Here is a 25,107-nt window from a genome sequence, read left to right on the forward strand (position 1 = left end):
ACGTAAGGGGAATGGACATCAATCAGCCAATTCTCATCAATGACTTCCAAGGTTTCATCCAAGATTAGATTTAGCTCACCCAATACAGGGTTAGTTGGGCGATCGGGGTGCTGAGAGTCAACTGCTCGATTAAGGGTGAGGCTAAATCTGAGCTATAGCCAATGACTACGTTCTAAATTTCCGGGGGTAACGCCTAAAGAACTGTCAATTAGCACCGGATCAGGCGGTTGAGTAAACTGGATCACTTCATAAAAGTTATCTTCGTCCCAGTAGCCATTGATTTGAGCGTTGCAGGCTTGCAGATGATGGGCGGCAATGCTTTTGGCATCAAGCTGTTGTAGAGCTTGGGCGAGATCACGCCAAATGGGATGGTTTCTAATGTTGAGTCTTATAAATCTTATAAACAGGTAAATTAGGCTATCCATGTTCTGAGAATGACGCACGTACCTTTTAGTATCACACCTGAACCTCAGAAGTTCGGCATTGTAGCTGGAACGATCGCCTTTGCAGCTCAAAGCTTCAGCGTTGTACCTCAGCACATGGCGCTGGATTGAATGAGGATGAAGAGCGATCGTGCTTCTCGTTTGCTTTGTCTGTTAGGGAAATGGAGGCTGCCCGTAAGTGTTTGGGTGGCGGCGTTGCAGCTCTTCCCAAGGCAGCAGCAGGCTATCTTCGATTTTGGCACGGACGGACGCACTGACCTCTCCCTCATTTTTCATGAGTTCAATCAGGAATTGGTTGGCATCATAGTAACGTTTGAGTTGTTGCCTTTGCTCATCGGTGATCTGCCAGTCATATCTAAGATTGCGATATTGAATCATCACTTGCTGGAATTGCTCAACCCATTCTGCTCCATTTGATCGCCACCATTGCTGAAATGTTCTGCTATCTGCGGCGGCTGCAGATAGCGTTTCCCTTGGTTGCCCAAGTGCGTTTGTCAATTCAGGAGCAAGGTCGAGTTTAAGGGCAAGGACAAGAGTACGGGCAATGGCGTGGTCAAGGGCAGGGTCGAGGGCGCGGTCGAGGGCATTAGCGAGGGTACGGACAAGAACAAGGGCGCGATTGTGGGCAAGGTCGAGGGCGAGGTCAAGAGCAAGATATATAGCTCTACTGGCAGCAGGCTTACAGTGCGCTGGCATAGACTCTGATTTTTCAAGTACCCAGACCAGAATTTTTTGCAAGGTGGATTCCTTGGCAATGGACTGATCAATCGCCTGCTTAATCAGCCACACTAGACGATCGGTAGGCTGTTGCGATTTCATTAGGTGCTTAACTGCTTCCTGCCATTTCCGATTGTCGATCTTTTCAGCTAATTTCTCAGGGGAAAGTTGAGTTAGCCAGCGGATGGTGAAATATTCTTGAAAAGTTAAGTGGGAAAATGACCATAGCTCGTCTGCTCTCTCAATTAGCAACCCGTGCTGTGCCTCAATGGTTCTCAGAACTGTGACTCCTTCCACTGGGTTAGCAAGCTGTAAAAATTTAGTGATATGAGCCGCAATCTCCTTCTGGTTAAACAGCACAAAATTCTGGGGAAATTTGCGAGTTGCAATGTCAATCAGCAAGGCTTCTCGGCGCTCAACGCTCAATTCTCCATAAGCTTTACTTCCTATCTCCCATCCATCAATCTGCTTTTCAGTATTCCACTTATCCAGTAGCAACTTAATACTTCTCTGATATAGATCATCTATTTGCAAGGGAATTTCTCCCTCATCGTGCAGCACCAAACATATGAGACTCAACAACACTGGAGTTACCGTCAGTTCTTTCAGTGCCGGATTTTTGTCCATGGCATATTTTAGTATTTCCCACTGCTGCGCTACTTCCGCATCAGATTTGCCACTTGTCATAAACCAGTTACGAACAAACTGCCTTACCTGTATTGCACTAAAATCTGCCACTTCTACTGAAGTAAATCCAACGGGAATAGACTTAATAATTTGAGTACGACATGTCAAAATCAATCGATTTTTTGGGTAGTCTTCCGCAATCCGGTGGAGTTGACTCTGCACTATTTGACGCAATTTACTTGTCGATACCTCGTCTAACCCATCCATCAGCACCAAGAGCTTGCCGTGTTTCAGAAGATCTTTCACCTGATGCCGTAATTGATCCACTTGCTGTTCTAGTTGCCTCACTTGCTGTTGTAGCTGCGTCAGTGTTATGGATTCCTGATTTTTTAATTCTTTAATTTTTTTAAGACACTCTCTAGACGATCTCCAATTTTCTAGTCCCAATTCTTTATCAATCTCATCCAGGAGATTCCATTGCCCATCTTGAATTCGGCGAAATTCAATCAGGACAGCTACAAACTCCTGTTGAAATTGACCTTTACACCAATTCACTGCTAGGTGCTTTAGAAAAGTCGTTTTTCCCGATCCTGGCTTACCAAGAATCACCAGTTTAGAATTTGCGTTGGCAACCTCAAAGCCGGGATTACGTTTGATCCGATCACCCAACCCCAAGCGGTCGTTCCGTAAATCAAAAGTTTTCAGCAGTTTATCCTGCGAAACTTGATAAGTACGGGGCGATCGATTCAGCAACCACACATCCACATAAAGCTGATCAACCCCAATCTCTTCACCACTCAGCAACCGCATCCGGCTGTGCTGAGCCATAATCTTCTGACGGCATCGCTCTCGAACTTGTTGTTCAAGATCCCTTTGCTCTGCAAAAGCAGGTGGAAACTCTATTGAGGGTTTTTGAGAAGATTGGGGAGAAAAAAACTTTGGGTCAGGAGGCAACTCCAGTTTCACGACTCCAAGTTCTGGCTTTATAACAGTATTTTGCCGTCTAAGACGATAGCAAAGCTCTCTGTAGCTTTTTTCGTTATCAAGTCCATACTTGTCTCTAGAATTCAGTATCAAAGGAACATGGGCTAGGTCAGGCGAAGCGCATACAACTGGAATAAACTTAGCGTCTTCTAACTGAGCGTTATAAAGATGTTGCCTAATAATGGTTCCTTCCCAGGAAACGCCTAGACCTTTCCCAGGCTCTTCCTTTCCCTCAAACCGCTGCTTGTATGTCTCAGTACAGACTATGAGTACAAACTCAGCCCATTCAATCTTCTCCTGCATCCACAGATCCCACCCTTGGACAGGAGTATAGGGAGGTTCGGCTCGAACATACCGATCTATATCTGCATCAATTCCCCAGGTCTTACGTAGCGTATTTGCTACTGCTAACACATGTTCCTTATGCTCATCTGAATCCCAGCTATAACTGATGAAGACTTTCGTCGGGGCTTCTGCTTCCTCTGTCATCCTGTTTTCCAGCAAACTGCGGAGGGCTTATAGCTGAATTATACTTGCCATCCCAGAGCCGTAAACGAATGCAGGAGGGGCATAGGGTATGCCCTATGCCCCTCCCATAGATCTATCTCAACTGGATGAAAAGGCGATCGCCTTCCCTACCCCCTAATCATCACCATCAAATCCTCTGGCATCCTTGATGCAGCTCTATGAACTCGATTTCTTGACGTGCCAGCTCCAGAGAGCCATGACTGCCACCGCTCCCAAAATTCCCCACATAATGGCATTGAGGTTCAGCACTTGAGCCGAGGTACTCACGCCCAGAAGCACTTTCCCAACATAGCCCCCGGCTAATGCGCCAATAATCCCTAAAACATTGGTTGTAAATACATTTCCGCCTTCATTGATTAGCCGAGCCAAGGCAGCGGCAATTAGACCTAGGACAATCCAAGCCAAAACGCTCATCTACTATTTTTTCCTTCACTGTATGGGGTTTCCGGCTAGACGGGCGATCGCTCACACCTTAAGCGGCCTATACTTCGAGCAGCCTGCACTTGAAGCAGTCTGACAAAGCAGCACCAGCTCCGTAAAGATTTTGAACTTAACTTCGCAAAATCTTGAGCTTTGGGCAGGATAAGTGCTTAAGTTGATTAACTTCCGTCGAAGGAAACTCTTTAAACTATACAGATTGAGAGAAAGTTGCGATTGCGGGGGCAGACACCACATTTTGGGCTTCTAGGAATGCTGCGGCTCGCAAGATTAACGCCTCATTGTAAGGAGCAGCGATGATTTGCACCCCGATCGGTAGGGCATGAGGTCTCTGAATCGGCACCGACAGAATCGGTAAGCCAATAAATGAAAGGGGTTGGGTGAATATTCCCAAGTTAGGACGCACCAACATCTCCTGTCCATCCAATGTCATCATTTGTTGACCAATTAGCGGTGCGGGGCAAGGAGTCGCCGGGGCCAAAATCAGATCCACCGACTGAAAAACTTCGCGAACGCGATCGCGGTACCAACGCCGAAACCGCTGCGCCTGCAAATACCAGGTGTTGGGAATCATGGTGCCCGCCAAAAAGCGATCGCGGGTCGCCGGATCAAAATCTTGAGGACGAGACTTCAGCCTTGCTAGGTGGAGATTGCTGCCTTCGCAGGCCGTAATGATATACGCCGAGGCTCTAGCGCGATCGGTTTCCGGCAGGATGACACGCTGAGTTGCGCCTAGCGCCAGCGCCACTTTTTCCACGGCAGCAAAAACTTCTGGTTCAGCACCACGGGTGAAGTAGTCGCCAGCGATCGCAATCCGCAGTCCCTCAATGCCCAGCCCTAGCTGCGGCAGACAAAACTCTGGCGATCGCTGTGTACAAACCGGATCGTGGGGATCTGCGCCCTGCATCAGGTCAAAGCTTGCCGCAATGTCGCGTACCGATCGAGCAAACGGTCCCAGATGATCCAAGCTGCTGCAAAACAGAAATGCGCCCGATCGAGAGATTCTGCCGTAGGTGGGCTTGAGTCCGAAAATGCCGCAAAAGGAAGAGGGGACGCGAATCGAGCCGTTGGTGTCGGAACCTAAAGTCAGCGGCACCAGTCCTCCGGCAACTGCTGCTGCCGATCCGCCTGAAGACCCACCCGCCACTCGGCTTAAGTCATGGGGATTGTGAGTGTCGCCATAGTGGCTGTTTTCGGTGACAAAGCCATAGGCATATTCATCCATATTCAGGGCACCCACCAAAACGGCTCCTGCTTGTTTCAATGCCGTGACGGTGAAGGCATCCTCAGTGGCAGGCGGGCGATCTTGATTGATCTTGGAACCAGACAGAGTTGGCAGACCTTTGATATCCAGCAAATTTTTGACGGCGAACGGCACCCCTGCCAAACTGCCTGGATCTTTGCCTTGGGCGATCGCCTTATCCACTGCTTGCGCATCGGCGATCGCCTGTTCCTTCAAAACGGCTGTGAAGCTGTTTAAAGCCGGATCATGCTTTGCGATCCGATCCAAAGACGACCGAACAACCGTTTCTGCACTAATCTCTTGCGATCGTACTGCTGTAGCAATAGCGATCGCGTCTGCCTGTTCCAAGTTGATTGCCATTCCTGATTCCTAAGGTGAACTTACAGTTTAAATAGCAGCAAATAGCTGCTCTGGTATAGCGATCGCTCTTCTTCCGCTGATCTAACGCAGTATTCGGCTACGTACTCACGTTTATAGACTTTACCCTACGAAAGCCAGCACTCCTTCGCCATGCCCTGCGCTCAATGCATAGAAAGCTCTCAGCTTCTCAAAATCTTCTTGTACCCATTTGCAGCAGTCTTCATTTTCCTCGACATGAATCTTGTAAATTTCAGCTTCTCTCATTGCCTGTGGATTCCAGTGAGAACGAAGCATTTCTAGGGTTACTGTCTCTAGCTTGTCTTGAACATGACATACTTCAACTGGAGACAGGTAACGAATAGGAAAACCGATCGTGGTTTGGGTTGCCTCGTTCAGTATCTCACCGCCAAATATTGCCTTCTCAACCCAATGAGTCCAGTCTTTTGGTTCGCCCTTTCGCCGTCCTTCTGAGAGCAGATAGTAGAGCATATCCCAGCTGCGACCCAGGTACAGGTTTCGATGTTCAATTCCCGGATAATGATCAATTGCCTGACGTACCTCATGAACAAACTCAATGAAGAGTTGATCATTAGCACGATGGTCTAACTCCTCCTGGGATGTTAGAGCATAGGATTTGAAAAACTCAAGATTGGCGCCAAAATCTGGTTCATGACGCGATCGTGCAAGCAGTCTGCAAGCATCAGGCATTGACTGAAAGCGAAGGTCTAACCCCATAGCTTCAATGCACCCTCAACCACCGCCAATATATTATGGCTCCTACGATTACACCCAAAGACGGTAGAATTCCGATCGCTACAACCGATGATTCGGCTATGTTGGATGAAATTGAATAAACGCACTTCTTGGATTCCTCGTTGCATGCGATTGCCACCATAGCAGTCAAAAGCGTTAGCAACAGCCCACTTGACCAACCACATAGCGTACAGAAAAGAATTAAATTAACTTCATCATCGTCATTATTGGTTTTTGATTTAACAAACTGATAAACGATGAAACTAATGATGAAGGCAAACACTATTCCTATAACTGTGCCAAATAGCGCAAATAAACTGAGACCTAGCCATTTAAACCCCTCCCAATCTCCACTTCCGAGATGATCCATAATCTGGATGAGCTTCTCTAAGACAAACTAACTGCTGTTTACCCAACTAATACGTTAGCGGCACTTTCAAGCTAAGGTTGGAAAACTGGAGCAGCCTCAATTTCATCAGACAATTCAAACTCCATCACCCGCTGAGCGATCGCCGCATTTCGTTCCATGTTGGCAATTACGCCGGGTCGATGCTCAGGGTCAAGCGTCAGCCCAATCAGCTGAGCCATAAGATCAGCCAGTGAGTCTAGAGCGATCGGCGAGTCAGACATAGTTTTTTCCTAAAACAACTCACAAACCATAAACGATATCCGCATAGAGTACTGTAGCGGAACTCACGGGCAAAGAGAGAGCTGTTTCAGAAAGAGTTAATTTGCCGGATTCAGTCGCTATCCGTTGCGGATTCATTGACATCTCGGTATAAAGCCCGCAAGTCTTGCTTTGTCGTGCGGCGAGAGGGACGGCGATATTTTTTGCGATCGAGCATTGGCTCCGTCTGCACCAGCCCTTCGCCCCGGTTTTTGGCCTTGGTAGTAGATTCGGCATCGCCCGATCGATCGATCGCCGTTTGGTAGACGATCGCCTCCTCCAAAAACGTCAGGTAGTATTCGTAGCGCTCCCAATCCCCTCGCACCACGCAGTTTGGCTCATCTCGATGAAGGCAGTTGCTAAATTGACAGGAGGCGGCATCCAGACGCTGACGGGCTTCAGGGAAATACTGAGCCAGGTCAACCGGGGCGCAGTTGAGATCGGGTTGATTGAATCCTGGAGTATCTGCAATTAGCCCGCCTAACGGAAGCTGAAATAGCTCTACGTGCCTTGTGGTGTGGCGACCTCGGCTTAGCTTTCCAGAGACAGTATTGACCCGCTGCGCCAGGTCAGGAATTAAATAATTGGTCAGGCTAGACTTGCCAACTCCTGAAGGTCCGCAAACCACCGTTATCCGATCGCTCAGATGCGAGTAAAGCAAATCCAGCCCCATACTCTCCCGAAGGCTGACAATCACCGGATCGTAGCCCCACGCTTGGAGGCGATCGCGCCACTGCTGCCGAGCGGCGGCTGTGATTAAGTCACCCTTGTTCAAGCACAGCAGCACAGGTATCTCGGTAGACTCAGCTTTCACCAAAAATCGGCTGAGCTGGAACGGGTCGATCGTCGGCTCTTCCAGGGCAAACACCAGCAGAATTTGATCGACATTGGCGATCGGTGGACGATCAAGCTCAGTCCCGCGAGGAAGCACCTGCGAGATTGCCGCCCTGCCATCTGTCCAATCGATTTCTTCTACTTGAACGCGATCGCCTACTGCCACCTGTTGCCCCATTTTTTTAAGGCGAGTGCGACGGGTACACAGCAGCGTTACTTCTTTCGGTTCAGAAGAAGCTTGGTCAGAATAAGACTGTTCAGAAGAAGCTTGTCCAGAATAAGGCGCAGAGCAGGACGTATCTAGCCGCACCCAGTAATAATTTGCCTGTACCGCCAAAACGATGCCCAAAAAATCCTGAGATGCTGTCTGCACAACCTCTGAGGCATCGCCCATTTCACCCCGGCTCAGCATTCAGAGCTTTCAGCAATGGGGGTGACAGGGCGACGAACTTGAACGGCAAAAAAATCAGCGCGATCGTCAATATGCTCAATGCTGTAGCCTTCCATCGTCAGGCTGTCAGGCACCTGCTCCATTGGCTCACCAGAATCTAGCCAGACTTCTAGCAAAGATCCAGGCAACATTTTTTCTAGACGCAGCTTAGCTCGAACAAAATTAAGAGGACAAGGCGTTCCGCGCAGGTCAAGCTGGGCATCAGGTGCGGTCATTTGGCTCATCCGCGAAACAGCCCCCCCAGAAATTCGTTGATGCCGCCCCCTTTGCTGAGGCGATCGCCTCGAATCTTCGCCAGTTTCTCCAGCAGCTCTCGCTCTTCAGTATTGATGCGAGTCGGAATATCAATGATTAGCGTGATCAGATGATCACCTCGGCTGACCGGATTGCCCAAGCGAGGCACGCCCCGATTTTCTAAGGGAATCACCGTATTGGGCTGAGTGCCTGGAGCAATGGTGACTTCGACAGGCCCATCTACAGTGTTGGCTTCAATGCGATCGCCCAAAATGGCTTGCAGGTAGCTAATCTTGACCTCCGACAGGATATTGATCCCATCCCGCTGAAACTCTGCATCCTCGTTGACAAACAGATAGACATACAGATCGCCCGCAGGGCCGCCCCGCTGACCCGAATCCCCCTCATTGGAAACTCTCAGTCGCGTACCGTTATCCACGCCGGGGGGAATGTTAATCTTCAGCTTCTTCGCTTCCTGCTTCTGACCCGCACCGCCGCAGGTTTCGCATTTCTCTTCGATTACCTGACCACTGCCATTACAGGTCGGGCAAGCCGACACTTGAGCAAAACTACCGAAGGGGGTGCGGGTGGTGCGGCGAACCTGCCCTACTCCCCCGCAGTTTGAACAGACGCGCGGCTGCGTCTCTGGCTTCGCGCCAGAGCCACTGCAGGTTGTACAAGTTTCTAAATGGCTAATGCGAATTTCTTTTTCGCCACCAAAAATTGCCTCTCGGAAATCCAGCTTCAAGTCCAGACGCAGATCATCGCCTCTCACGGGACTCCGCCGCCGAGACTGCTGTTGTTGACCGCCCATGCCGCCAAAGCCGCTGAAGAAACTGTTGAAAATTTCTTCAAAACCGCCCAAGTCGCTAAAGTCTTGATATCCTGCTCCGCCCGCTCCCGCTACGCCTGCTTCGCCAAATCGATCGTAGCGCGCCCGCGTCTCAGGCTCCGAAAGCACCTCGTAGGCTTTATTGATTTCTTTAAAGCGCTCCTCAGCCCCCGGATCTTTGTTGACATCCGGGTGGTATTTGCGAGCCAACTTGCGATAGGCTCGCTTGATTTCCTCTTTATCTACGCTGCGAGGAACACCAAGGATTTCGTAGTAGTCACCTGCCATAGAGCGCTAGTTCAAAAATAGTAGGAATTATGCAATTACGTTCACGATAAGGGGACAAGACCTAAGATGACAAGGCTGGATTACCGAATCTCCTGCCCTTGCTTCCCAACTATCTGCTTCTATCCTAAACTAATCGATCGCACAAAAGACTTTATTTAAGACGCTAGCCCTGTTTCAAACAAGCGGCTTGTTTTCGTAGCAGCGCTTAATCTCCTGCAAAAAACACACGGCTCTGGAGCGGCTGCTTTTCAATATTTTGCATTAGAGTTAGCTCAGTCAGAAGGGTCTAGTCAACGGCTTCATAGTCGGCTGTAATCGTTTCATCATCTACAAAGTCTGTAGAATAGCCTGGGTATTCGAGGGTGGCAGCTTCTGCCTCTGGATGACCATTTGACCAAGGCGCAGCATGGTTGGCGTGATCAACATAAGATTCGGCATCACCCGGCTGAGCCTGATTGTAGACCGCCTCGCCGATCGCCAGAAGCGACTGTTGCAATGCGTCAAGATACTGGCGCAATACCTCTACTTCAATTGTGCGATCGCTAACGGCAGCTCGCAGCCCTGCTATCCGCTGAGCCGCATCGGCTCTCAGGTCGTCGCTAATAAAGGCTGCATTATCTCGCAGCGTGGATTCATAGGTATAGAACAGCGTGTCTGCTTGGTTGCGCAACGCAATAATCTGCTTACGGCGATCGTCATCCTCAGCAAATAGCTCGGCTTCCTGGCGCATCCGCTCGATTTCTGTGTCGCTCAAACCGCCTGTGTTGGAGATCATGACGCTCTGCTCTCGCCCTGTGCCTTTGTCGCGTGCAGACACCTGCAAAATACCGTTGGCATTAATTTCAAAGGTGACTTCAATTTGCGGAACGCCTCTAGGTGCAGGAGGAATGCCCGTTAATTGGAACTTGCCAAGACTCTTGTTGTCTTTTGCCAGCGCCCGTTCGCCCTGCAAAGCATGGACTTCTACCGAAGTTTGCCCATCTGTCGCCGTGGAAAAGACCTGAGCCTTGCTGGTGGGAATGGTGGTGTTGCGTTCAATAATGCGGGTAAACACCTCGCCCAGAGTTTCAATACCCATCGACAGCGGGGTAACATCTAGCAGCAGCAGGTCTTTAACTTCGCCACCCAAAACGCCTGCCTGAATTGCTGCACCCAGCGCCACCGCCTCATCCGGATTCACAGAGCGATCGGGGATTTTGCCGCCAAAGTAGCTCTTGATCGCTTCCTGCACGGCGGGCATTCGGGTTGAGCCACCCACCAAAATGATCCGATCGATTTGGTCAGGAGCCAGATCGCAGTCTTTGAGCGCCTGACTGACTGGATCGATCGTGGACTGAACCAAATGACCGACGAGTTCCTCAAAGGTAGCGCGAGACAGCTCCATTTCTAGGTGTTTGGGGCCTGACTCATCTGCCGTAATAAACGGTAGGTTGACGGTAGTGGTCAGCATGGTAGACAGCTCAATCTTGGCTTTCTCCGCCGCCTCTCGCAACCGCTGTAGCGCCATTTTGTCGGTCGATAAATTGATGCTTTCCTGCTCTCGGAACCTCTCCATTAGCCAGCGCACCAAGACGTTGTCAAAGTCATCGCCGCCCAGATGGTTGTTGCCAGAGGTGGCTTTCACCTCAAATACACCCTCACCCAACTGCAAGACCGAAACGTCGAACGTGCCGCCGCCCAAGTCAAATACAAGCACAGTTTGATCCTGTTCTTGTTTATCTAACCCATAGGATAAGGCCGCCGCAGTCGGCTCGTTAATAATGCGCAGGACTTCTAATCCGGCGATCGTCCCTGCATCTTTGGTCGCCTGTCTTTGGGCATCGGTAAAATAGGCGGGAACTGTGATCACAGCTTGGGTAACGTTTTCACCCAAGTAGCTTTCGGCATCCTGCTTCAGTTTTTGCAGAATCATCGCCGAAATTTCTTGCGGCGTGTAGGACTGTCCGCGAATTTGCACATCTACCGTATCGTCTTTGCCTCGTACGCAGGTGTAAGGCACCCGACTCCGCTCCGCTTCTGTATCGTTCCATCGGCGACCGATGAACCGCTTGATGCTAAATACGGTATTTTCGGCATTGGTAACGGCCTGCCGTTTGGCAAGCTGTCCGACAAGGCGTTCTCCAGTTTTGCCAAACCCCACAATGCTAGGAGCTGTGCGCCCGCCCTCAGAGTTAGAGATCACGACGGGCTTCCCGCCTTCTAGGACAGCAACACAGCTATTGGTGGTGCCTAGATCGATACCAATGACTTTTCCCATAATTCGCGGCTACGTAGTTTCTAAGTGATGAGCGAACAACTGCGGATGAATTCACCCCATCTTCAGCCAGTATTCCGCAATTATCCGGGAATGTTATCAGTTGCTCTCAAAATTTCCTGAACAGAGTCTTTTTGAGAGAATAGCTTCCTCTTAGGCAGATTGTTAAAGCCCCTTCAGACGGTAGATTTGGCTTTGTCTCAATTAGAGCTAGTTCGTGGATTCTTCCCCTGTTTCGCCCGGTTCTGGAGCTGCCGCAACTTTGACCATGGCGTGACGAAGAACGCGATCGCCCATCACGTATCCCCGCATCAGCTCTTCCATGATCGTGCCTTCAGGAAACTCATCAGTCGGCTGACTGGCGAGGGCTGAATGCAGGTTAGGATCGAACTCTTGCCCTTCCGTTCGCATGGGAGAAACTCCCAGCTTCTTCATTGCATCTACGAGCTGCTTGTAAACGCCCTGATAGCTCTTGTGAATATTCATTTCGCTATCGGTTTGGGGCTTGATTTGTGCCCGCGCCCGTTCAAAGTTATCTACAACGGGCAGCAGCTCCTTCAGCGTCGAGCTTTTAGTTTCCTGCTCTTCCCGTTCCTTGTCTTTTTGAGTGCGCTTGCGGAAGTTCTCAAAATCTGCGGCTAGACGCACGTACTGACCTGTGCGGTCTTCTAGCTGAGCTTTCAGGGCTTCGATCGACTGATTGAGTTCGGCGATCGTTACCTGAAAACCTGCTTGCTCGGTAGAGACACCCTGATTATCCGATGTCTCTGAATTCTCAGAAGTTCCTTCTGGACTCAAATCAAAGGGTTCGAGTTCTGGATCTAGCGCAAATTCTTCTTGGGCATTTGTCACCTGAGCTGCTACAGCCTCCTGTGGCGTTGCGTCTGAATCCGTTGGTAGGTTTGTTTCAGCAGACATTGGCTCACTTTCCATCTTGATCTACAGTTTCCAAAAAGATTTTAGCTGCTGATCTCTAGGTGAGATCGAGTTATTTCTCTTTCATGCACAGCTTATCTATTCTGCCCTAAGTTTTGCCATTCATTGTTAAACTGCATAATCAAACAGGCGATCGCTCTTTCAACATAGCTTAGAGCGCAAGTTGTCAGGGTAGACCGAAGGAAGAGCTGAACATAGTTGCAGAATGTAGCAGCAGAAACTTTCCTGACCTGAAAGCAGTCAAACTGAATGCAGGTGCCTGAATGCAGGTGCCTAAGCCCGAAGCCCGAAAGATTGAGCAAATGCCGTCCTGAAGCTCAAGGGATGTCTCTGAGCTGATGTAGTGTGAACACGCTGCTCAAGGTTGTTGACTCAAAGTTATTGACTTAAAGTTATTGACTCAAAGTTATCGACTCAATGTTGAGAAGGCTAGGCGATCGCCCCGCGCTTAGCCAAAATCTTGACCTATTTATTGCTAGAGAATTTCCTGAAGGATGAGAAACGGGCTGGAATAGTGAATAAGCCCATTTTGACTTCTTTGAAGGACTTTCTCGGTTCTGGTTAGTCCAGTCCATCAGGTTCGTGTTTTAACCCGATTGCTGATTTTGAAAGAGCTGCACGGCAAACTTTTCAGAAAATCAGCAGGGTCAGAGCCTTACCGTCCATCAGAAGCTGTGGTTTGAGATGAAAAGAAATCCTCGGTTAGGTGCTTTAGAAAATCTGTCTGTAGTAGGTCTGGTCGCAGGATCGATCGCCTCTCTGGTGTCAAAGCAAATTTTGTACACCACGATGCCGATGTCGCTGCTGGTTGTCCTAGATTTGTTGAGCCGACGGCGATTTGAGGACAATAGCCGTCAGCGCGATTTGTCTTTGGCAGAAACCGATCAGAAGCTGGCTATCCAGGTGGATTTGCTGAATCAGCATATTGCCTCCCTGCCCTCTGTCGAGACAATCAATGGGCTGCGGCAGGGTTTGCTGATGAAAGACCGAGAGGTTGCCCGACGGCTGTATGCAGAAATTACGGCTTTGCAGCAGGAGATGCATCAGCGGCTGCACCCGCTAGAGCAGCAGGGGCTAGACTCAGTGCGCCAAGATATGACTCAGCTTGAAGCGCGGCATCAGCAGATGTCTGAAGATCTGGCCGCAATGGGTATTGACTTGCGCCAGACCAAAGCCGCCATTGATCCTGCTTTCACAGAAGCGGCGATCGCTCATTTGCAATCTGATATGGCGGGCATCCAAGCCACTATGGAGAGCCTGACCAGTCAACACAAGCCCAATTTCTCCTCTCTGCAAGAGCAAATTTCACGGATCGATCGCCAGTTTGGCAAGCTGCCGCCGCCCGTGGATCTCAGCTCTCTCAAGCAAGAAGTGGGCGAATTGGTGCGGATGATCAGCGACTTGGTGCCCCGACGAGATTTATTGAGCTTAGTCAAAGAAGTACGTGAGCTGCACCAACAGCAAGAGTGGCTAAAGCAGTCGGTAGTGGCGATCGAAACGGCTGCCGTCAGCTTTAACAGCGCATTTAGCAATTTAATTAAGCCCTCTGGAGCGGCTGGATCTGAGAATGGAGCTAACCTGAGCCACCCGATTTTGTCGGGTCAGCTCGATCGAGATATTGCTCAAAGGCAGGTCTTTCAATCTGCGGCAACTCCAGCCGATGCGAGTGCGATTCAGGAGGAGGCAGCCCATTATTTAGAGCATTTGCGATCGCAGCTTGCCGAAATTCAGTCCTTTACCGAAACTTTGGCGGCGCAAAATCAGCAGCTTCAAGAGCAGATGAATCACCTGCCCAAAAGCCTCGATATGGCTGCGCTTCAGAGCCAGTTACGGGAGCTTTCTCGGCGGATTCCAGCTGCTGAGACAACTTTAGATGATTTTAGAGGTCGCATTCAGGAAGTTATTCAGCAAGAGCTGCACTACATTTCCCAGCAGCTTCAAGGCGCTACCCCAAGTTATGACCCTAACTATAAGCCTAACTATGAACTGGTGTTTGACTGGGCACCCGCTAGCGAAACGAGCGGAGTGGGAAGCTGCACTTTACTGGAAGAAGCGCTGAACTGTACCCAAAAGCGTTTAATCCTGATTTTGCCTTGGGCAAGTTCTTGTAATTTGGATCAGACAATACTGAAAAAAATGGCGGCGTTTTTACAGCAAGGGCGACGGCTTGATATTGGCTGGTGCAATGAGGTCGATCGCCAGGACGATCGACTGCTCAAAAAGATGCAGCGGGGCTGGCAGCCTAGTTCGCCTCAAGCTGATATTCAGACAACTCTGCACCATCTGCTGAACTTTAAGCGTGCCTATCCTCAAAATTTTCAGTTCAAAATATTGGGCACCCGCGAAAGCTTTTTAGTGTCCGATCAGTCCTTTGCGGTCTTAGGAATTGCAGATGCGCTAAAGACCACAACGGCACTTTCAGAGGCACAGCTTAAGCTCCGCACCCGCGATCCTCAACCGATTCAACGCTTAGTCAATCGATTTGACAATCCGGCATTAGACCCTGAAGATTGGGAAGCCTATTGGAACCGAGGCGCAACTCGGCAGAACTTAGGCGATAAAACAGGAGCGATCGCCGATTACACTCACGTTTTAGAAATCGCGCCAGAACACGCCCTTCCCTATAGCCATCGGGGTGTTGCCTATTATGACGTAGGAGATTTGGCTAGCGCGATCGCCGATTTGACAGAAGCCCTCCGCCTTGACCCCCAGCAGGCAGCGACCTACTGCAATCGGGCCTTTATCCACTCTGAGCAAGGCAATCTACAGGCTGCCATTACCGACTACACGCAGGCGATTCAAATTCGTCCAGACTGGGCGATCGCCTTCTTCTATCGGGGCATGGCATGGCAAAAGCTCGATCGCCATCAGGATGCAATTTCCGACTACGGCGAAGCTATCTATCTCGCTCCTGACTCTGCGGTGGCTCACTATTATCGAGGTCTAGCATGGCAGAAACTGCGCAACACCCAAGGGGCGATCGCAGACTTAGAAAAAGCTGCGTTGCTGTTCAATCAGTATGGCAGTCTACAAAATGCTCAAAAAGCGTTGAGGAGTTTGGCAAAATTACGACAAATCAGCAATCGGGTTCGTTATTCAGCTGCAACAGAAGCCGAGGAAGCGATCGTTCGTCCTGGAAAAACAGTCCGTGAAGCGACCCGTGAAACGGTGGCTCCTGACTTTGAGGCGATCGCTAGCTTATTCCAGGGCATCCCATCTGAGCCTCAAGTCAATGGCTGTGACTTTACGGGAAACCCTGCTGTCACTGCTGCCCCTCTCACGTTTCAGGATTTATTTGACGCAGAAAATTTTGACGCAGAAAGGCTTGATCTAGAAACGATCGAAACCCAAAAGCTTGAGCCGCCCTCACCCATAGCTTCTAGAATTTCGCAATCTAAAATCTAAAGGCTAAAATCCACTCTGCTACTGACAAACCTGCGCCCTGGTCAGCGCAGCCGTTCCTGCCGGAAGTTGATTAGGGTCGCCGCTCCAAGTCACCTGCATGGTTGAAGCGTTGCCTTTACCCGGCACCAGACTGAGAAAAATCGATCCTTGCGGAGCTTGAAATGCAAACAAAGGTGCACCGCCAAAATCACCGAACGGCTGGAGCACTGAATTTGAACTCGCAGCCAGCGCTTGCAAATCGTTTTGCACATCGCCGAGAGGCTTCGTCTTCCAGTCAATCTTGGTAATACCTGCGGCTGGAGGTGAGTCTGGATTGGCAGGGTCAGTAAAGAAGGAGCCAATTTGCGCCGCATTAAATGCCTGGGGATTAGGACATAGACCTACACTGCCACTGCCCCCAAAATCAATTGACGGCGGCGGGGCAGGGGTAGCAGATGGAGCAGCAGATGGAGCGGCGGCAGCGGGGGGTGGCGCAACAGGAGGCGCAGAAATGGGAGGAGGCGCTGTGGCAGAGACTGCGGCAGATGCTGCGGTAGCAGGTCTTACTACAGCAGCGGCAGGTCTTGGCGCAGAGGCGGTTCTGGGCTTAGCGGCATCAGGGGGCAGCAAAGACGTGAGCGAAATTTTTTCTTCCTTTTCTTTTTCGGGCACAGGCTCTGCCTTCTTAGCAGTGGGCAATAGCGGCAAGGACAAAATTGCGCCATGTAGGATCAGGGAGATTAAGGTCATGGGATGGAAAAGCAGCTTGCGAATGAGCGAACCGCTCCGCTGTGCGTGTGGTGAAGTTCCCATGGGGCAGAGGTTGCGCGTAGAATCGTTTGGATGTGATGTGGCAACCGCCAAGGCGGTTAGGACGGGGGCATTTAAGGTGGGGCACGCAGCGCCCCACCTTAAATGCCCTAAGCAAACTGGCGACAGCTATATGAAGGGATATTTAGCCTAAAGGCTCCCCCTGACTCTCAAGTAGAGTTAGGGGGAGCAACAATCAGCTCACGGTACGGTCACGGGGGTTTTAGAGCGCTGCTTCTAACTGCAAGATATCGGTGATTTTGATACCGACCGTATTGCGACCTGCAAACACGCTTCCAACCTTGCGACCTTCCCAATGCGCTTTCACGGCAACATAGGCATCGGCAGGCAGAGGTACGTAGCCAACTTCCTCAACGAGCTGAGTATTGTTCAGGTAGTAATCAATAAACTGCTTGACCTCTGGGCGATCGGCAGACTTCTTGGCAACGTAGATGAGCAGAGGGCGAGAAAGCGGTGAGTAGGTGCTGTTCTCGACGTTGGCAGGGGTAGGCGCAACTGCACCTCTGCCAGCGTCAACAGGAACGGCTCTGAGGCGCTGCTGATTCTCTTCATAGTACGCAAGACCAAAATAGCCTAGAGCATTGCGATCGCTAGCGACACCTTGCACCAAGACGTTGTCATCTTCGCTGGCGGTGAAGTCAGTTCTGCTGTCTTTTGCCTTGCCGTTGATGGCTTCGGTGAAGTAGTCGAAGGTACCTGAATCGGTTCCAGGACCATAAAGGCGTAGAGGCGCATCGGGCCAGCTAGAGCGAACCTGATTCCACTTCATCACCTTGCCAGTTGCAGCAGGCTCCCAGATTTTCTTCAGCTCAGCGGTTGTGATGCTATTCACCCAGCTATTGCTGCGGTTCACCACAATGGTTAGAGCATCGTAGGCAACTGGTAGCTCAATATACTCGATACCTTTTGCTTTGCAAGCAGCAATTTCTTCTGCTTTGATGGGACGCGAAGCACCAGTAATATCAAGCTCTGCATTACAGAACTTCTTGAAGCCGCCACCCGTACCAGAAATACCGACCGTGACCCTAGCGCTAGAGTTCTGCTTTTGAAATTCTTCTGCAACAGCTTCAGTAATCGGATAAACCGTGCTGGAACCGTCAATCTTGACATCGCTGCTGGCTTGAGAAAAGACCGCAGGTGCAGAGAAAGTGAGTGTTGCTGTTGCAACGACTAGGGCTAAGAAAGCTTTCCAATTACCAGATTTCCAGCGCTTAAACTGAAAACGCACTCCGTTTGACACCATACAAATACTCCCGACGCTTTTCTTGGACACGCATACTACGTCGCCTATTAGCCTATCTACTTGAGGTTAAGAGGGCATAATCGGAAGAGCTACAGATGGTTAAGAAGAAATGATTAATAGGTTAATTGCAACCAAAGTATGCACATTATCAAATCATGAAGCTTCTTGAAAGTTAGAATTCTGGATCGGATTGGATTGCATCGCTTTCACTCAATTTAATCTGCAAGCAGTATGTTAGCCTCAGCCTATGTACGGATTGTGAGTACGGATTGTGACACGGCTCAATATTCAGCAATTCGCCTCTGCTACAGTATGCTAAGTTCTCATCTGAGCTACCCGTTTAATGTTTCAATGCTTTTAGCAAATGGTTATTTTAATCAGAGGATTGCTGTATCGAAGAGTTCATTGAACAAGGCTTGCTACGGCTTGTTAATATCAGCGCTTTGTAGAGTGGGATGCGTATGGTTTTCCAGCAAAAGCCGCTCGGAATTTATCTCTCTGTTGTTGCGATCGTCATTGGTTTAGCGATTTACAGCACATCTCGATCAGGAGGGACTCAGGCTAGCAGCCCTGTACCCCTCTCAGAAAATGTCAAAAATGACGTCATTGAAATTGATGGCTCCAGCACGGTTTATCCCATTACGGATGCGATCGTCCATCAGTTTCAGCAGTCCTATCCTCGTACCAAAGTATCTTCCACCTTCTCAGGAACGCGCGGCGGCTTTGATAAATTTTGTGCAGGGCAAATTGATATCAGCAATGCCTCTAGACCGATTTCGACTCAAGAGCTGCTAGTCTGCCGTCAGGCGGCAATTCGGTTTATTGAACTGCCGATCGCCTTTGATGCCTTAACTGTCGTCGTAAATCCTAAAAATACCTGGGCAAAGGACATGACGATCGCCGAACTTAAGACGTTATGGGAATCGGCAGCTCAAGGAAAAATTAAAACCTGGGATCAGGTGCGCTCGACCTGGCCATCTCGCCCGATTGCCTTATTTGGAGCAGGAGCAGATTCTGGAACCTACGACTACTTTGCAGGCATTGTGACTGGCGCCGAGAAAATGCGGAGCGATTACACAGGTAGCGAAGATGACAACATTTTAGTAGAGGGCGTTAACAAAGAGCTGAACGCATTGGGATACTTTGGGCTGTATTACTATGAATACAACAAAGATAAGGTAAAGCCCTTAGCTATTAACGGTGTTCTGCCATCGGTGGAGAACGTAAAAAACGCTACCTATCAGCCGCTCTCTCGCCCTTTGTTTATCTATGTTAATGCTCAGGCGGCTCAGCAAAATCCGGCACTCAGCGAATTTATCGCCTTTTATCTCAAAAATGCAGAGCGGGTTTCTGCCAGCGTTGGCTATGTGCCTTTACCTGGCGAAGCCTATGAAATTGGTCAGACGCACTTCTATCAAGGCAAAGTGGGGACGGCTTATGATGGTAAGCCGCAGCCCAATTTGACGATCGGCGAGGTGTTACAGAAAGAAAAATCTTTTTGAATCTCCTCTACTATCCCTCCATTAGACCTCTTGCAGATTAAAGTTTTGGGATGAGGTTTAGTGGGGGCGTATCCTCCACTAAACCTAATTTGCAAGAGGTCTTATTTCTTAAGCATCCCCCAAGTGTCCTGACAGTATTCCTGAACTGCGCGATCGGCTGAGAACTGCCCCATTCTCGCAGCGCTCAAGATCGTCATGCGAGTCCAGCGATCGCCGTCGGCATAGACCTGACTCACCTGTTCCTGACAGGCGACATAGGACGCATAATCTGCCAGCAGTAGATGCGCATCCCAATTGAGCATCAGATGAATCAAGGGCTGAAACAGTTCCGTATCGCCGTTGGAAAAGGTGCCCCCCGCAATTTGATCGATCGCCTGCTTTAGCTCTGCATTAGCGTTGTAGACTTCGCCAGGATTATAGGTCGATCGCTGCGTCAGGATGTCGTTGACCGTCAGCCCAAACTGGAAAAAGTTCTCTGTACCGATCGCATCACGAATCTCTAGATTGGAACCGTCACGGGTGCCAATTAGCAATCCGCCATTCATCACCGTAATCATGTTGCCGATACCGCAAGCTTCCGTTCCGGCTGTAGAAATATATTCTGCCAAATCGGTTGCCGGATAGATTTGTTGGCTTAGCTGAATAGTGAAATCCTTCAGGAAGACTACTTTAATCCGTCCCTGCATAGCTGGATCAGCATTGACGACCTCGGCTACTGCGTTAATCAACTTGATGATGAGCTTGGCGGCACTGTAGTCAGGAGCCGCTTTGCCGCTAAAAATGAAAGTGCGGGACGGCAGCTCAAGCTGGGGATTTGCCTTGATGCGATTGTATAGCGTAATGATGTGGAGCAGGTTCAGATGCTGACGCTTATGTTCGTGAATCTCGATCGCCTGGATATCAAACAGAGAATTAACGTCTACCGCAACGCCGCTCTGCTGCTGAATAGTATCCGCCAACTCTCGCTTCATCGTCTGTTTCACCTGCTGCCACTGGCTGCGAAACGCTGGATCGTCGGCAAATTCCTCTAGCCTGCTGAGCTGATTTAAGTCCGTAAGCCAGCGATCGCCAATCTTAGAAGTGATTAGCTCAGATAAGCGCGGGTTGCTCAGCGCTAAGAATCGACGCGGCGATACCCCGTTTGTTTTCGTACTGAACTTCTCTGGATACAGCTCATAAAAATCTGGGACAAGCAGATGCTGCAAAATTGCAGTATTCAGCGCCGAAACGCCGTTCACCGCATGGCTACCTAAACAGGCAAGATAGACCATGCGCACATAGCGATCGCCCCTCTCGTCAATGAGCGACATCCGCTGTACCCGATCCTCGTCTTCAGGAAAGCGCGATCGCACCTCTTCTAGGAAACGAACGTTAATCTCCAGAATGATTTCTAGATGACGCGGCAACAGAGCGCCGACTAAATTTAGCGCATATTGCGTGTAGTCAAGCGCTTCCGGCAGCAAACTGTGATTGGTGTAGGCAAAGCAGCTTTGGGTAATCTGCCAAGCTTGCTCCCAGGCTAGATTTTGCTCATCCATCAGCAAACGCATTAGCTCAGCGATCGCAATCAGTGGATCGGTGTCGTTGAGCTGGAGGGCAAAGCGATCGGGCAGAGTTGCAGCCGTTCCGCCTGTTTCCAAGTGCATCCGAATTAGGTCTTGCAGCGAACAGGAGACAGAGAAAAACTGCTGCTTCAGCCGCACCTGCTTGCCCTGAAATTCTGTATCGCTGGGATAGAGAACCTTCGAGAAATTTTCGGCAGCTTCAGCTTTCCACAGACGCAAGAGGCTGACCGTACTGGATTTGTAGCCCGGAATCGGCGTATCGTAGGGAACGCCCCTCACCATTTCATCGGCAACCCAGCGAACGCGATAGGCATTCTGACTATCCATGTAAGCCTCAGTCCGACCGCCAAACTGCACTTCTACAGCCAGCTCTGGACGCTCAACTTCCCAGGGGTTGCCGTTGCGCAGCCACTCGTCAGCAATTTCGATTTGCCAGCCGTTTGAGATTTCCTGATCAAAAATGCCGTACTCATAGCGAATCCCGTAGCCGATCGCCGGGACTTTTGCCGTTGCCAGCGCTTCCAGATAGCACACCATCAGCCGACCCAAGCCACCCCGACCCAGCCCCGATTCTTCTTCCTGCGCCAGCAAATCATCTAGGTTAATTTGTAGCTCCTGCATTGCCCGACCCACTGAATCCGTGAGATCTGCATTCAGCAGATTGCTGGCAAGATGCAGCCCCGGCATATACTCGGCAGAGAATTCGCCCACGAGCCGATCGCCCTGCTTCAAGTGAACTTCGGGTGTATTCAGCTGCAAGAGGCGATCGCGCACCAAACTTGCCAGAGCGATGTACAAATCTTGCGGCGTTGCGGTTTCTTGAGATTTCCCCAGACGGAAGAGGCTATCTAGAAAAGCTTGTTTGAAGCTGATTTCGGGCGCAGCTAGTTCAGGCGAAGGCTGTTCAGGCAAAGCCACTTCTAGAGATTGATCCACGATCCCTAAAGGAACGACTGTAGGAGGAGCGATCTCTGGAGAAGGAATAACCTTAGAAACGGTTTCAGAGGTCACTTCAAAAGTAGCTTCTTCAGGCTGAGCGGCTACACTGACTCGTTGATAGCTTGCCTGCGCCTCATCGGGTAGCCCCAGCTTCGTCAACACATCCCCTTTGCCAATCCAGGCTTCCGGCAAGTTGGCATTCAGTTCGGTCGCTTGATTAAAGCTCGTTAAGGCTTCCTCCAGACGCTCCAACTTTAGCAGTGCTTTACCTTTGGCGATCCAGGCTTCTGGGAAGTTAGGCTGAATTTTCAGGGCTTCGTCAAAGTAAGAAATCGCCTCTCCGTAGCGACCTGCCGCCAGCAGTGTTGTCCCCTCAGAAAGAAGGGCTGAAGGATCGGTGGCGATCGCCCCTTCCAGAGGTGCAGCAGCCATCTCTGCCGCAGGTTCGGCTTGAGTGAGCGGTGCATCGGGCGCAGGCGATTCAGGCGCTACCCTCCGTCTCAACCACTGAAAGACAACGCCGACCAACAGCAAGGGCAATAGCCACCGGAACCATAGCGATCGGATAGGTTTCGCAGCGTTTTCAGACGCAGCTTCAGGCACTTGAGTCACCGGGGCAGGAGCTACAGGGGCAGTTACGGGCACCTGCGGCGCAGGCACTTGAGTCACAGGTTTAGGAACGGGTGCAGGAGTTACGGGTGCAGCGATCGGCAAAGGCGAGTTTTTGGATACAGGTGCGGCAAGATTAACTACCCGGACGTTGGTTTGACCTGTGAGCTGATTGGCGATCGCATAGCTAATGCCGTCCTTGCCCAATCGCCGGACAACGGCTGTTGTATCGTCTGTTTCGAGCCGGATGATATTTTTGGTCGTTCCAGCATCCGACAGGCTCAAAATGCCATATCGGCTGAGTGCTTGCCGAGCATCGCTGTTTTCTGGGCGATCGATCAGCCAGATAGAACCTGGTGCGCCCCCTAGCTCAGACCAGTCCGTGATTTTGCCCTGAAAGATCTGGGCAAACTGTGCGATCGTCAGGTTGCCTCGAAAAGGGTTATCTTTTCCCACAACCACCACAAGGCTTTCCTGACCAATGGGAATTTCCTTCGTGCTGGCATTCACTCTAGTCTCGGCAGCAGCCACAACTTCGGTGGCGAGTTCAGGTGCAGAGAGAGCCAGGGCAGGCTGAACCAGGGCAGGGGCACCCATGAGCGTCAGCAGCAGCAAAGCGGGAATGAGACGAACCCTTTTCTGAGACATAAGGCTTAGTCAATTCGAGTTGAAACAACAAATGCAGACGTTATGGCAACCGCCAAGGCGGTGAGGACGGGGGCATTTTGAGTGAGGCGCTTCGCCCCACCAAAAATGTCCTAAGCAGACTGGCGACAGCTATAAAAGCTGGGTGAGCTGGGCATAAAAGCTACGTAAGGGAAAACCGATCGCGTCTGTATTTCTCTAGCTTTATGTTTTCTAGCTTCATGTTTTTCTAGCTTTAAGTACAGCCCCAAGTTTTTACTCGAATGATCCCAGAATTTTGAGAACTTGAGAGTAATGATCTATACCTTAAGCTCAACAGCCCTTCTGTAATCCCTCTTTAGGCGTAGAAGATTAGCCCTTGTGACTCCTGCCTCCTGCCTTCCGCCTTCCCTACTCCCCTGCCTGCGCCGCAATCCCTGAGATCGCCGCTTCAATTTCTGACAGCGAAACAGGGGCATCTCCACCCGGTACATCCACCACCACCAGATATCCCGTAAAGTTTTGTCCGCCGACAGCTCTCAGCGCCCCCAGAATTTTGGGCATATCTGCCTGCTGGAGCCGTCCTTCGGCGTCATACAGTTCTAATGCCGACAAACAGCCGATCGAAGGATTCCACTCTTGGCTATTGGGATAGCGGCTATTGCTGCTAAAAAAGTCAGGAGATTCGCCTGTGCCGTGAATGCGGAAGGAATCTCGCTCGCCTTTCCCTGCCCAGTAGGTTTGCTGAATCGGAAAATAGTTGCGCCAGGAGGAGGGCAGCAGGTTTTGATAGGCGGTGAGGGTGGTGGGCAACTTGTCGCTAGTTTCGAGCGGAATGTAGAGATTAACCAACGAGAACAAGCCGAACGCCCGAAAGTAGTCGGTGTCGGGTTGAGGCGTGGTGCCCACGATGCGATAGATGCCCTGGGGAGTCTGACCGCGAGTGAACACCGAAGAGAGGTTGTGCAGCGATCGCAGCAGCAAAGGCACCGACCAAAGCTGACCGTTTTCTCGGACGTAGCTGCCTTTGCCATCCTTCAAGACTGCCTGACACAGCACGCCCCGATCGGGTCGGCACAGCACATACATTTGTGGCTGATTGGACGCGATCGACCCGTTGAGCAAGTCGGCGAGGGGCGGCAGAGGGACAGGACGATCGATCGCGTCTACCTCCCGCAGCGTCGAGTTGAGGTAGACATCGCTTCCCCAGTTGGGAAACCGCTGCCGCACCTGATTGCTCCACTGCTGACGCTGCTCAGGCGAAGAGTTGCCTTTTGAGAGTGCTGAGAGGGCGATCGCCACCCAGTAAGGATCGGAGCTTTGGGCGATCGTTTGGCTAAACTGCTGCCCGATACTGGCGTAGAGGCTGGGATTGCTGAGGTAGAGCTGATTGCCGACCGTCATTGCCATATCCAGCACTCGCTTTTGGGTGCTAGGCAATTTGTTTTGAGCGGCGAAAGAGAGCATTTGCGCTATGCCATCTGCCACAAATTCTTCTTGCGGCTCAACGGTTGCCGTTGTCCACAGCATATTGCGCCAAAACGTCCAGTCTGAAAGGGGACGCTGACGCAGATCGTAGTTTTCGGGGCGCACCTGGCGGGCTTGTCCCTGACGCTGTGCGGCTCTGGCGGCGGCAGTTGCCTCTGGAATGACTGCTGCCTGTGCGGGAAGGGTGAGGCTGAGCAAGCCCAGCGCCAGGAGCCAAGGGAAGCGAATTTTCATAGAAACATTCTCAAACAAGCGGTTAAATGTAGGGTCGCTGATTCTTCCCTAGACCTCGGATATTTTTACAACCTCCGAGGTCTGACTGATTCTAGTTAA

17 protein-coding genes and 1 pseudogene are annotated in these 25,107 nt (G+C 50.6%); 2 read left to right on the forward strand and 16 right to left on the reverse strand.

The genetic code is table 11. The features are described 5' to 3' along the window. Positions 1-152 precede the first annotated feature (152 nt). The 12 genes and pseudogenes from AC5JMP_RS03090 to grpE all read right to left on the reverse strand — a co-directional run bounded on the left by AC5JMP_RS03090 (position 153) and on the right by grpE (position 12,571). Positions 153-425: a hypothetical protein gene (locus AC5JMP_RS03090; RefSeq protein ID WP_495849960.1), complete on the reverse strand. Its 273-nt coding sequence runs from the start codon at positions 423-425 to the stop codon at positions 153-155. Between the two features lie 171 nt (positions 426-596). Continuing rightward, on the reverse strand, positions 597-2,591 hold the full coding sequence (locus AC5JMP_RS03095) for an NACHT domain-containing protein (protein ID WP_495850000.1): 1,995 nt from the start codon (positions 2,589-2,591) through the stop codon (positions 597-599). A 249-nt stretch (positions 2,592-2,840) separates the two neighbouring features. Then, a pseudogene (locus AC5JMP_RS03100) lies at positions 2,841-3,260 on the reverse strand (SEFIR domain-containing protein); the annotation flags it as partial. Between the two features lie 195 nt (positions 3,261-3,455). After that, on the reverse strand, positions 3,456-3,713 hold the full coding sequence (locus tag AC5JMP_RS03105; RefSeq protein ID WP_495849961.1) for a GlsB/YeaQ/YmgE family stress response membrane protein: 258 nt from the start codon (positions 3,711-3,713) through the stop codon (positions 3,456-3,458). A 214-nt stretch (positions 3,714-3,927) separates the two neighbouring features. Further along, entirely contained in the window at positions 3,928-5,340 is a 1,413-nt protein-coding gene (locus tag AC5JMP_RS03110) for an AtzE family amidohydrolase (RefSeq protein ID WP_495849962.1), read from the reverse strand. 120 nt (positions 5,341-5,460) lie between these two features. Beyond that, on the reverse strand, positions 5,461-6,075 hold the full coding sequence (locus AC5JMP_RS03115) for a DUF1877 family protein (protein WP_495849963.1): 615 nt from the start codon (positions 6,073-6,075) through the stop codon (positions 5,461-5,463). 459 nt (positions 6,076-6,534) lie between these two features. Further along, a complete protein-coding gene (locus AC5JMP_RS03120; protein ID WP_495849964.1) occupies positions 6,535-6,723 on the reverse strand; it encodes a DUF4089 domain-containing protein in 189 nt (62 codons plus the stop codon). A 110-nt stretch (positions 6,724-6,833) separates the two neighbouring features. Beyond that, entirely contained in the window at positions 6,834-7,988 is a 1,155-nt protein-coding gene (gene rsgA, locus AC5JMP_RS03125) for a small ribosomal subunit biogenesis GTPase RsgA (RefSeq protein WP_495850001.1), read from the reverse strand. Between the two features lie 11 nt (positions 7,989-7,999). Continuing rightward, complete coding sequence (locus AC5JMP_RS03130) at positions 8,000-8,269, reverse strand: sulfurtransferase TusA family protein (RefSeq protein WP_495849965.1); 270 nt, start codon at positions 8,267-8,269, stop codon at positions 8,000-8,002. After that, positions 8,266-9,399: a molecular chaperone DnaJ gene (gene dnaJ, locus AC5JMP_RS03135; protein WP_495849966.1), complete on the reverse strand. Its 1,134-nt coding sequence runs from the start codon at positions 9,397-9,399 to the stop codon at positions 8,266-8,268. The genes AC5JMP_RS03130 and dnaJ overlap by 4 nt, the downstream gene beginning before the upstream one ends. 286 nt (positions 9,400-9,685) lie before the next feature. Next, positions 9,686-11,656: a molecular chaperone DnaK gene (dnaK, locus tag AC5JMP_RS03140; RefSeq protein WP_495849967.1), complete on the reverse strand. Its 1,971-nt coding sequence runs from the start codon at positions 11,654-11,656 to the stop codon at positions 9,686-9,688. 207 nt (positions 11,657-11,863) lie between these two features. After that, the gene (gene grpE, locus AC5JMP_RS03145) at positions 11,864-12,571 is read right to left on the reverse strand and encodes a nucleotide exchange factor GrpE (RefSeq protein WP_495849968.1); all 708 of its coding nucleotides are present in this window, start codon (positions 12,569-12,571) and stop codon (positions 11,864-11,866) included. Between the two features lie 702 nt (positions 12,572-13,273). Between grpE and AC5JMP_RS03150 the strand changes: the two genes are divergently transcribed. Further along, positions 13,274-15,994 carry a tetratricopeptide repeat protein gene (locus AC5JMP_RS03150; protein WP_495849969.1) on the forward strand — a complete coding sequence of 907 codons (2,721 nt, stop codon included), beginning with the start codon at positions 13,274-13,276 and terminating at the stop codon, positions 15,992-15,994. 18 nt (positions 15,995-16,012) lie between these two features. On the opposite strand, the gene AC5JMP_RS03155 is transcribed toward AC5JMP_RS03150, so the two are convergent. Together AC5JMP_RS03155 and AC5JMP_RS03160 are read right to left on the reverse strand one after the other, a co-directional pair. Then, positions 16,013-16,786, reverse strand: a complete 774-nt coding sequence (locus AC5JMP_RS03155) for a hypothetical protein (RefSeq protein WP_495849970.1) — start codon at positions 16,784-16,786, stop codon at positions 16,013-16,015. 220 nt (positions 16,787-17,006) lie between these two features. After that, positions 17,007-18,047 carry a PstS family phosphate ABC transporter substrate-binding protein gene (locus tag AC5JMP_RS03160; protein WP_495849971.1) on the reverse strand — a complete coding sequence of 347 codons (1,041 nt, stop codon included), beginning with the start codon at positions 18,045-18,047 and terminating at the stop codon, positions 17,007-17,009. Between the two features lie 461 nt (positions 18,048-18,508). Here AC5JMP_RS03160 and AC5JMP_RS03165 point away from each other — a divergent pair, with 461 nt between their 5' ends. After that, the gene (locus AC5JMP_RS03165) at positions 18,509-19,549 is read left to right on the forward strand and encodes a PstS family phosphate ABC transporter substrate-binding protein (protein WP_495849972.1); all 1,041 of its coding nucleotides are present in this window, start codon (positions 18,509-18,511) and stop codon (positions 19,547-19,549) included. A gap of 101 nt (positions 19,550-19,650) precedes the next feature. On the opposite strand, the gene glgP is transcribed toward AC5JMP_RS03165, so the two are convergent. Next, on the reverse strand, positions 19,651-23,310 hold the full coding sequence (gene glgP / locus AC5JMP_RS03170) for a glycogen/starch/alpha-glucan family phosphorylase (RefSeq protein ID WP_495849973.1): 3,660 nt from the start codon (positions 23,308-23,310) through the stop codon (positions 19,651-19,653). 387 nt (positions 23,311-23,697) lie between these two features. Then, positions 23,698-25,008: a hypothetical protein gene (locus AC5JMP_RS03175; protein WP_495849974.1), complete on the reverse strand. Its 1,311-nt coding sequence runs from the start codon at positions 25,006-25,008 to the stop codon at positions 23,698-23,700. Positions 25,009-25,107: the final 99 nt, after the last annotated feature.

The sequence above is a fragment of the Drouetiella sp. genome, from assembly GCF_059504425.1.

What these genes read in the sequence shown, in the direction of transcription:
- AC5JMP_RS03090 (WP_495849960.1), bottom strand. Translation starts at nt 425, where the DNA reads ATGGATAGCCTAATTTACCTGTTTATAAGATTTATAAGACTCAACATT.
- AC5JMP_RS03105 (WP_495849961.1), bottom strand. Translation starts at nt 3,713, where the DNA reads ATGAGCGTTTTGGCTTGGATTGTCCTAGGTCTAATTGCCGCTGCCTTG.
- AC5JMP_RS03110 (WP_495849962.1), bottom strand. Translation starts at nt 5,340, where the DNA reads ATGGCAATCAACTTGGAACAGGCAGACGCGATCGCTATTGCTACAGCA.
- AC5JMP_RS03115 (WP_495849963.1), bottom strand. Translation starts at nt 6,075, where the DNA reads ATGGGGTTAGACCTTCGCTTTCAGTCAATGCCTGATGCTTGCAGACTG.
- AC5JMP_RS03120 (WP_495849964.1), bottom strand. Translation starts at nt 6,723, where the DNA reads ATGTCTGACTCGCCGATCGCTCTAGACTCACTGGCTGATCTTATGGCT.
- rsgA (WP_495850001.1), bottom strand. Translation starts at nt 7,988, where the DNA reads ATGGGCGATGCCTCAGAGGTTGTGCAGACAGCATCTCAGGATTTTTTG.
- AC5JMP_RS03130 (WP_495849965.1), bottom strand. Translation starts at nt 8,269, where the DNA reads ATGAGCCAAATGACCGCACCTGATGCCCAGCTTGACCTGCGCGGAACG.
- dnaJ (WP_495849966.1), bottom strand. Translation starts at nt 9,399, where the DNA reads ATGGCAGGTGACTACTACGAAATCCTTGGTGTTCCTCGCAGCGTAGAT.
- dnaK (WP_495849967.1), bottom strand. Translation starts at nt 11,656, where the DNA reads ATGGGAAAAGTCATTGGTATCGATCTAGGCACCACCAATAGCTGTGTT.
- grpE (WP_495849968.1), bottom strand. Translation starts at nt 12,571, where the DNA reads ATGTCTGCTGAAACAAACCTACCAACGGATTCAGACGCAACGCCACAG.
- AC5JMP_RS03150 (WP_495849969.1), top strand. Translation starts at nt 13,274, where the DNA reads ATGAAAAGAAATCCTCGGTTAGGTGCTTTAGAAAATCTGTCTGTAGTA.
- AC5JMP_RS03155 (WP_495849970.1), bottom strand. Translation starts at nt 16,786, where the DNA reads ATGGGAACTTCACCACACGCACAGCGGAGCGGTTCGCTCATTCGCAAG.
- AC5JMP_RS03160 (WP_495849971.1), bottom strand. Translation starts at nt 18,047, where the DNA reads ATGGTGTCAAACGGAGTGCGTTTTCAGTTTAAGCGCTGGAAATCTGGT.
- AC5JMP_RS03165 (WP_495849972.1), top strand. Translation starts at nt 18,509, where the DNA reads ATGGTTTTCCAGCAAAAGCCGCTCGGAATTTATCTCTCTGTTGTTGCG.
- glgP (WP_495849973.1), bottom strand. Translation starts at nt 23,310, where the DNA reads ATGTCTCAGAAAAGGGTTCGTCTCATTCCCGCTTTGCTGCTGCTGACG.
- AC5JMP_RS03175 (WP_495849974.1), bottom strand. Translation starts at nt 25,008, where the DNA reads ATGAAAATTCGCTTCCCTTGGCTCCTGGCGCTGGGCTTGCTCAGCCTC.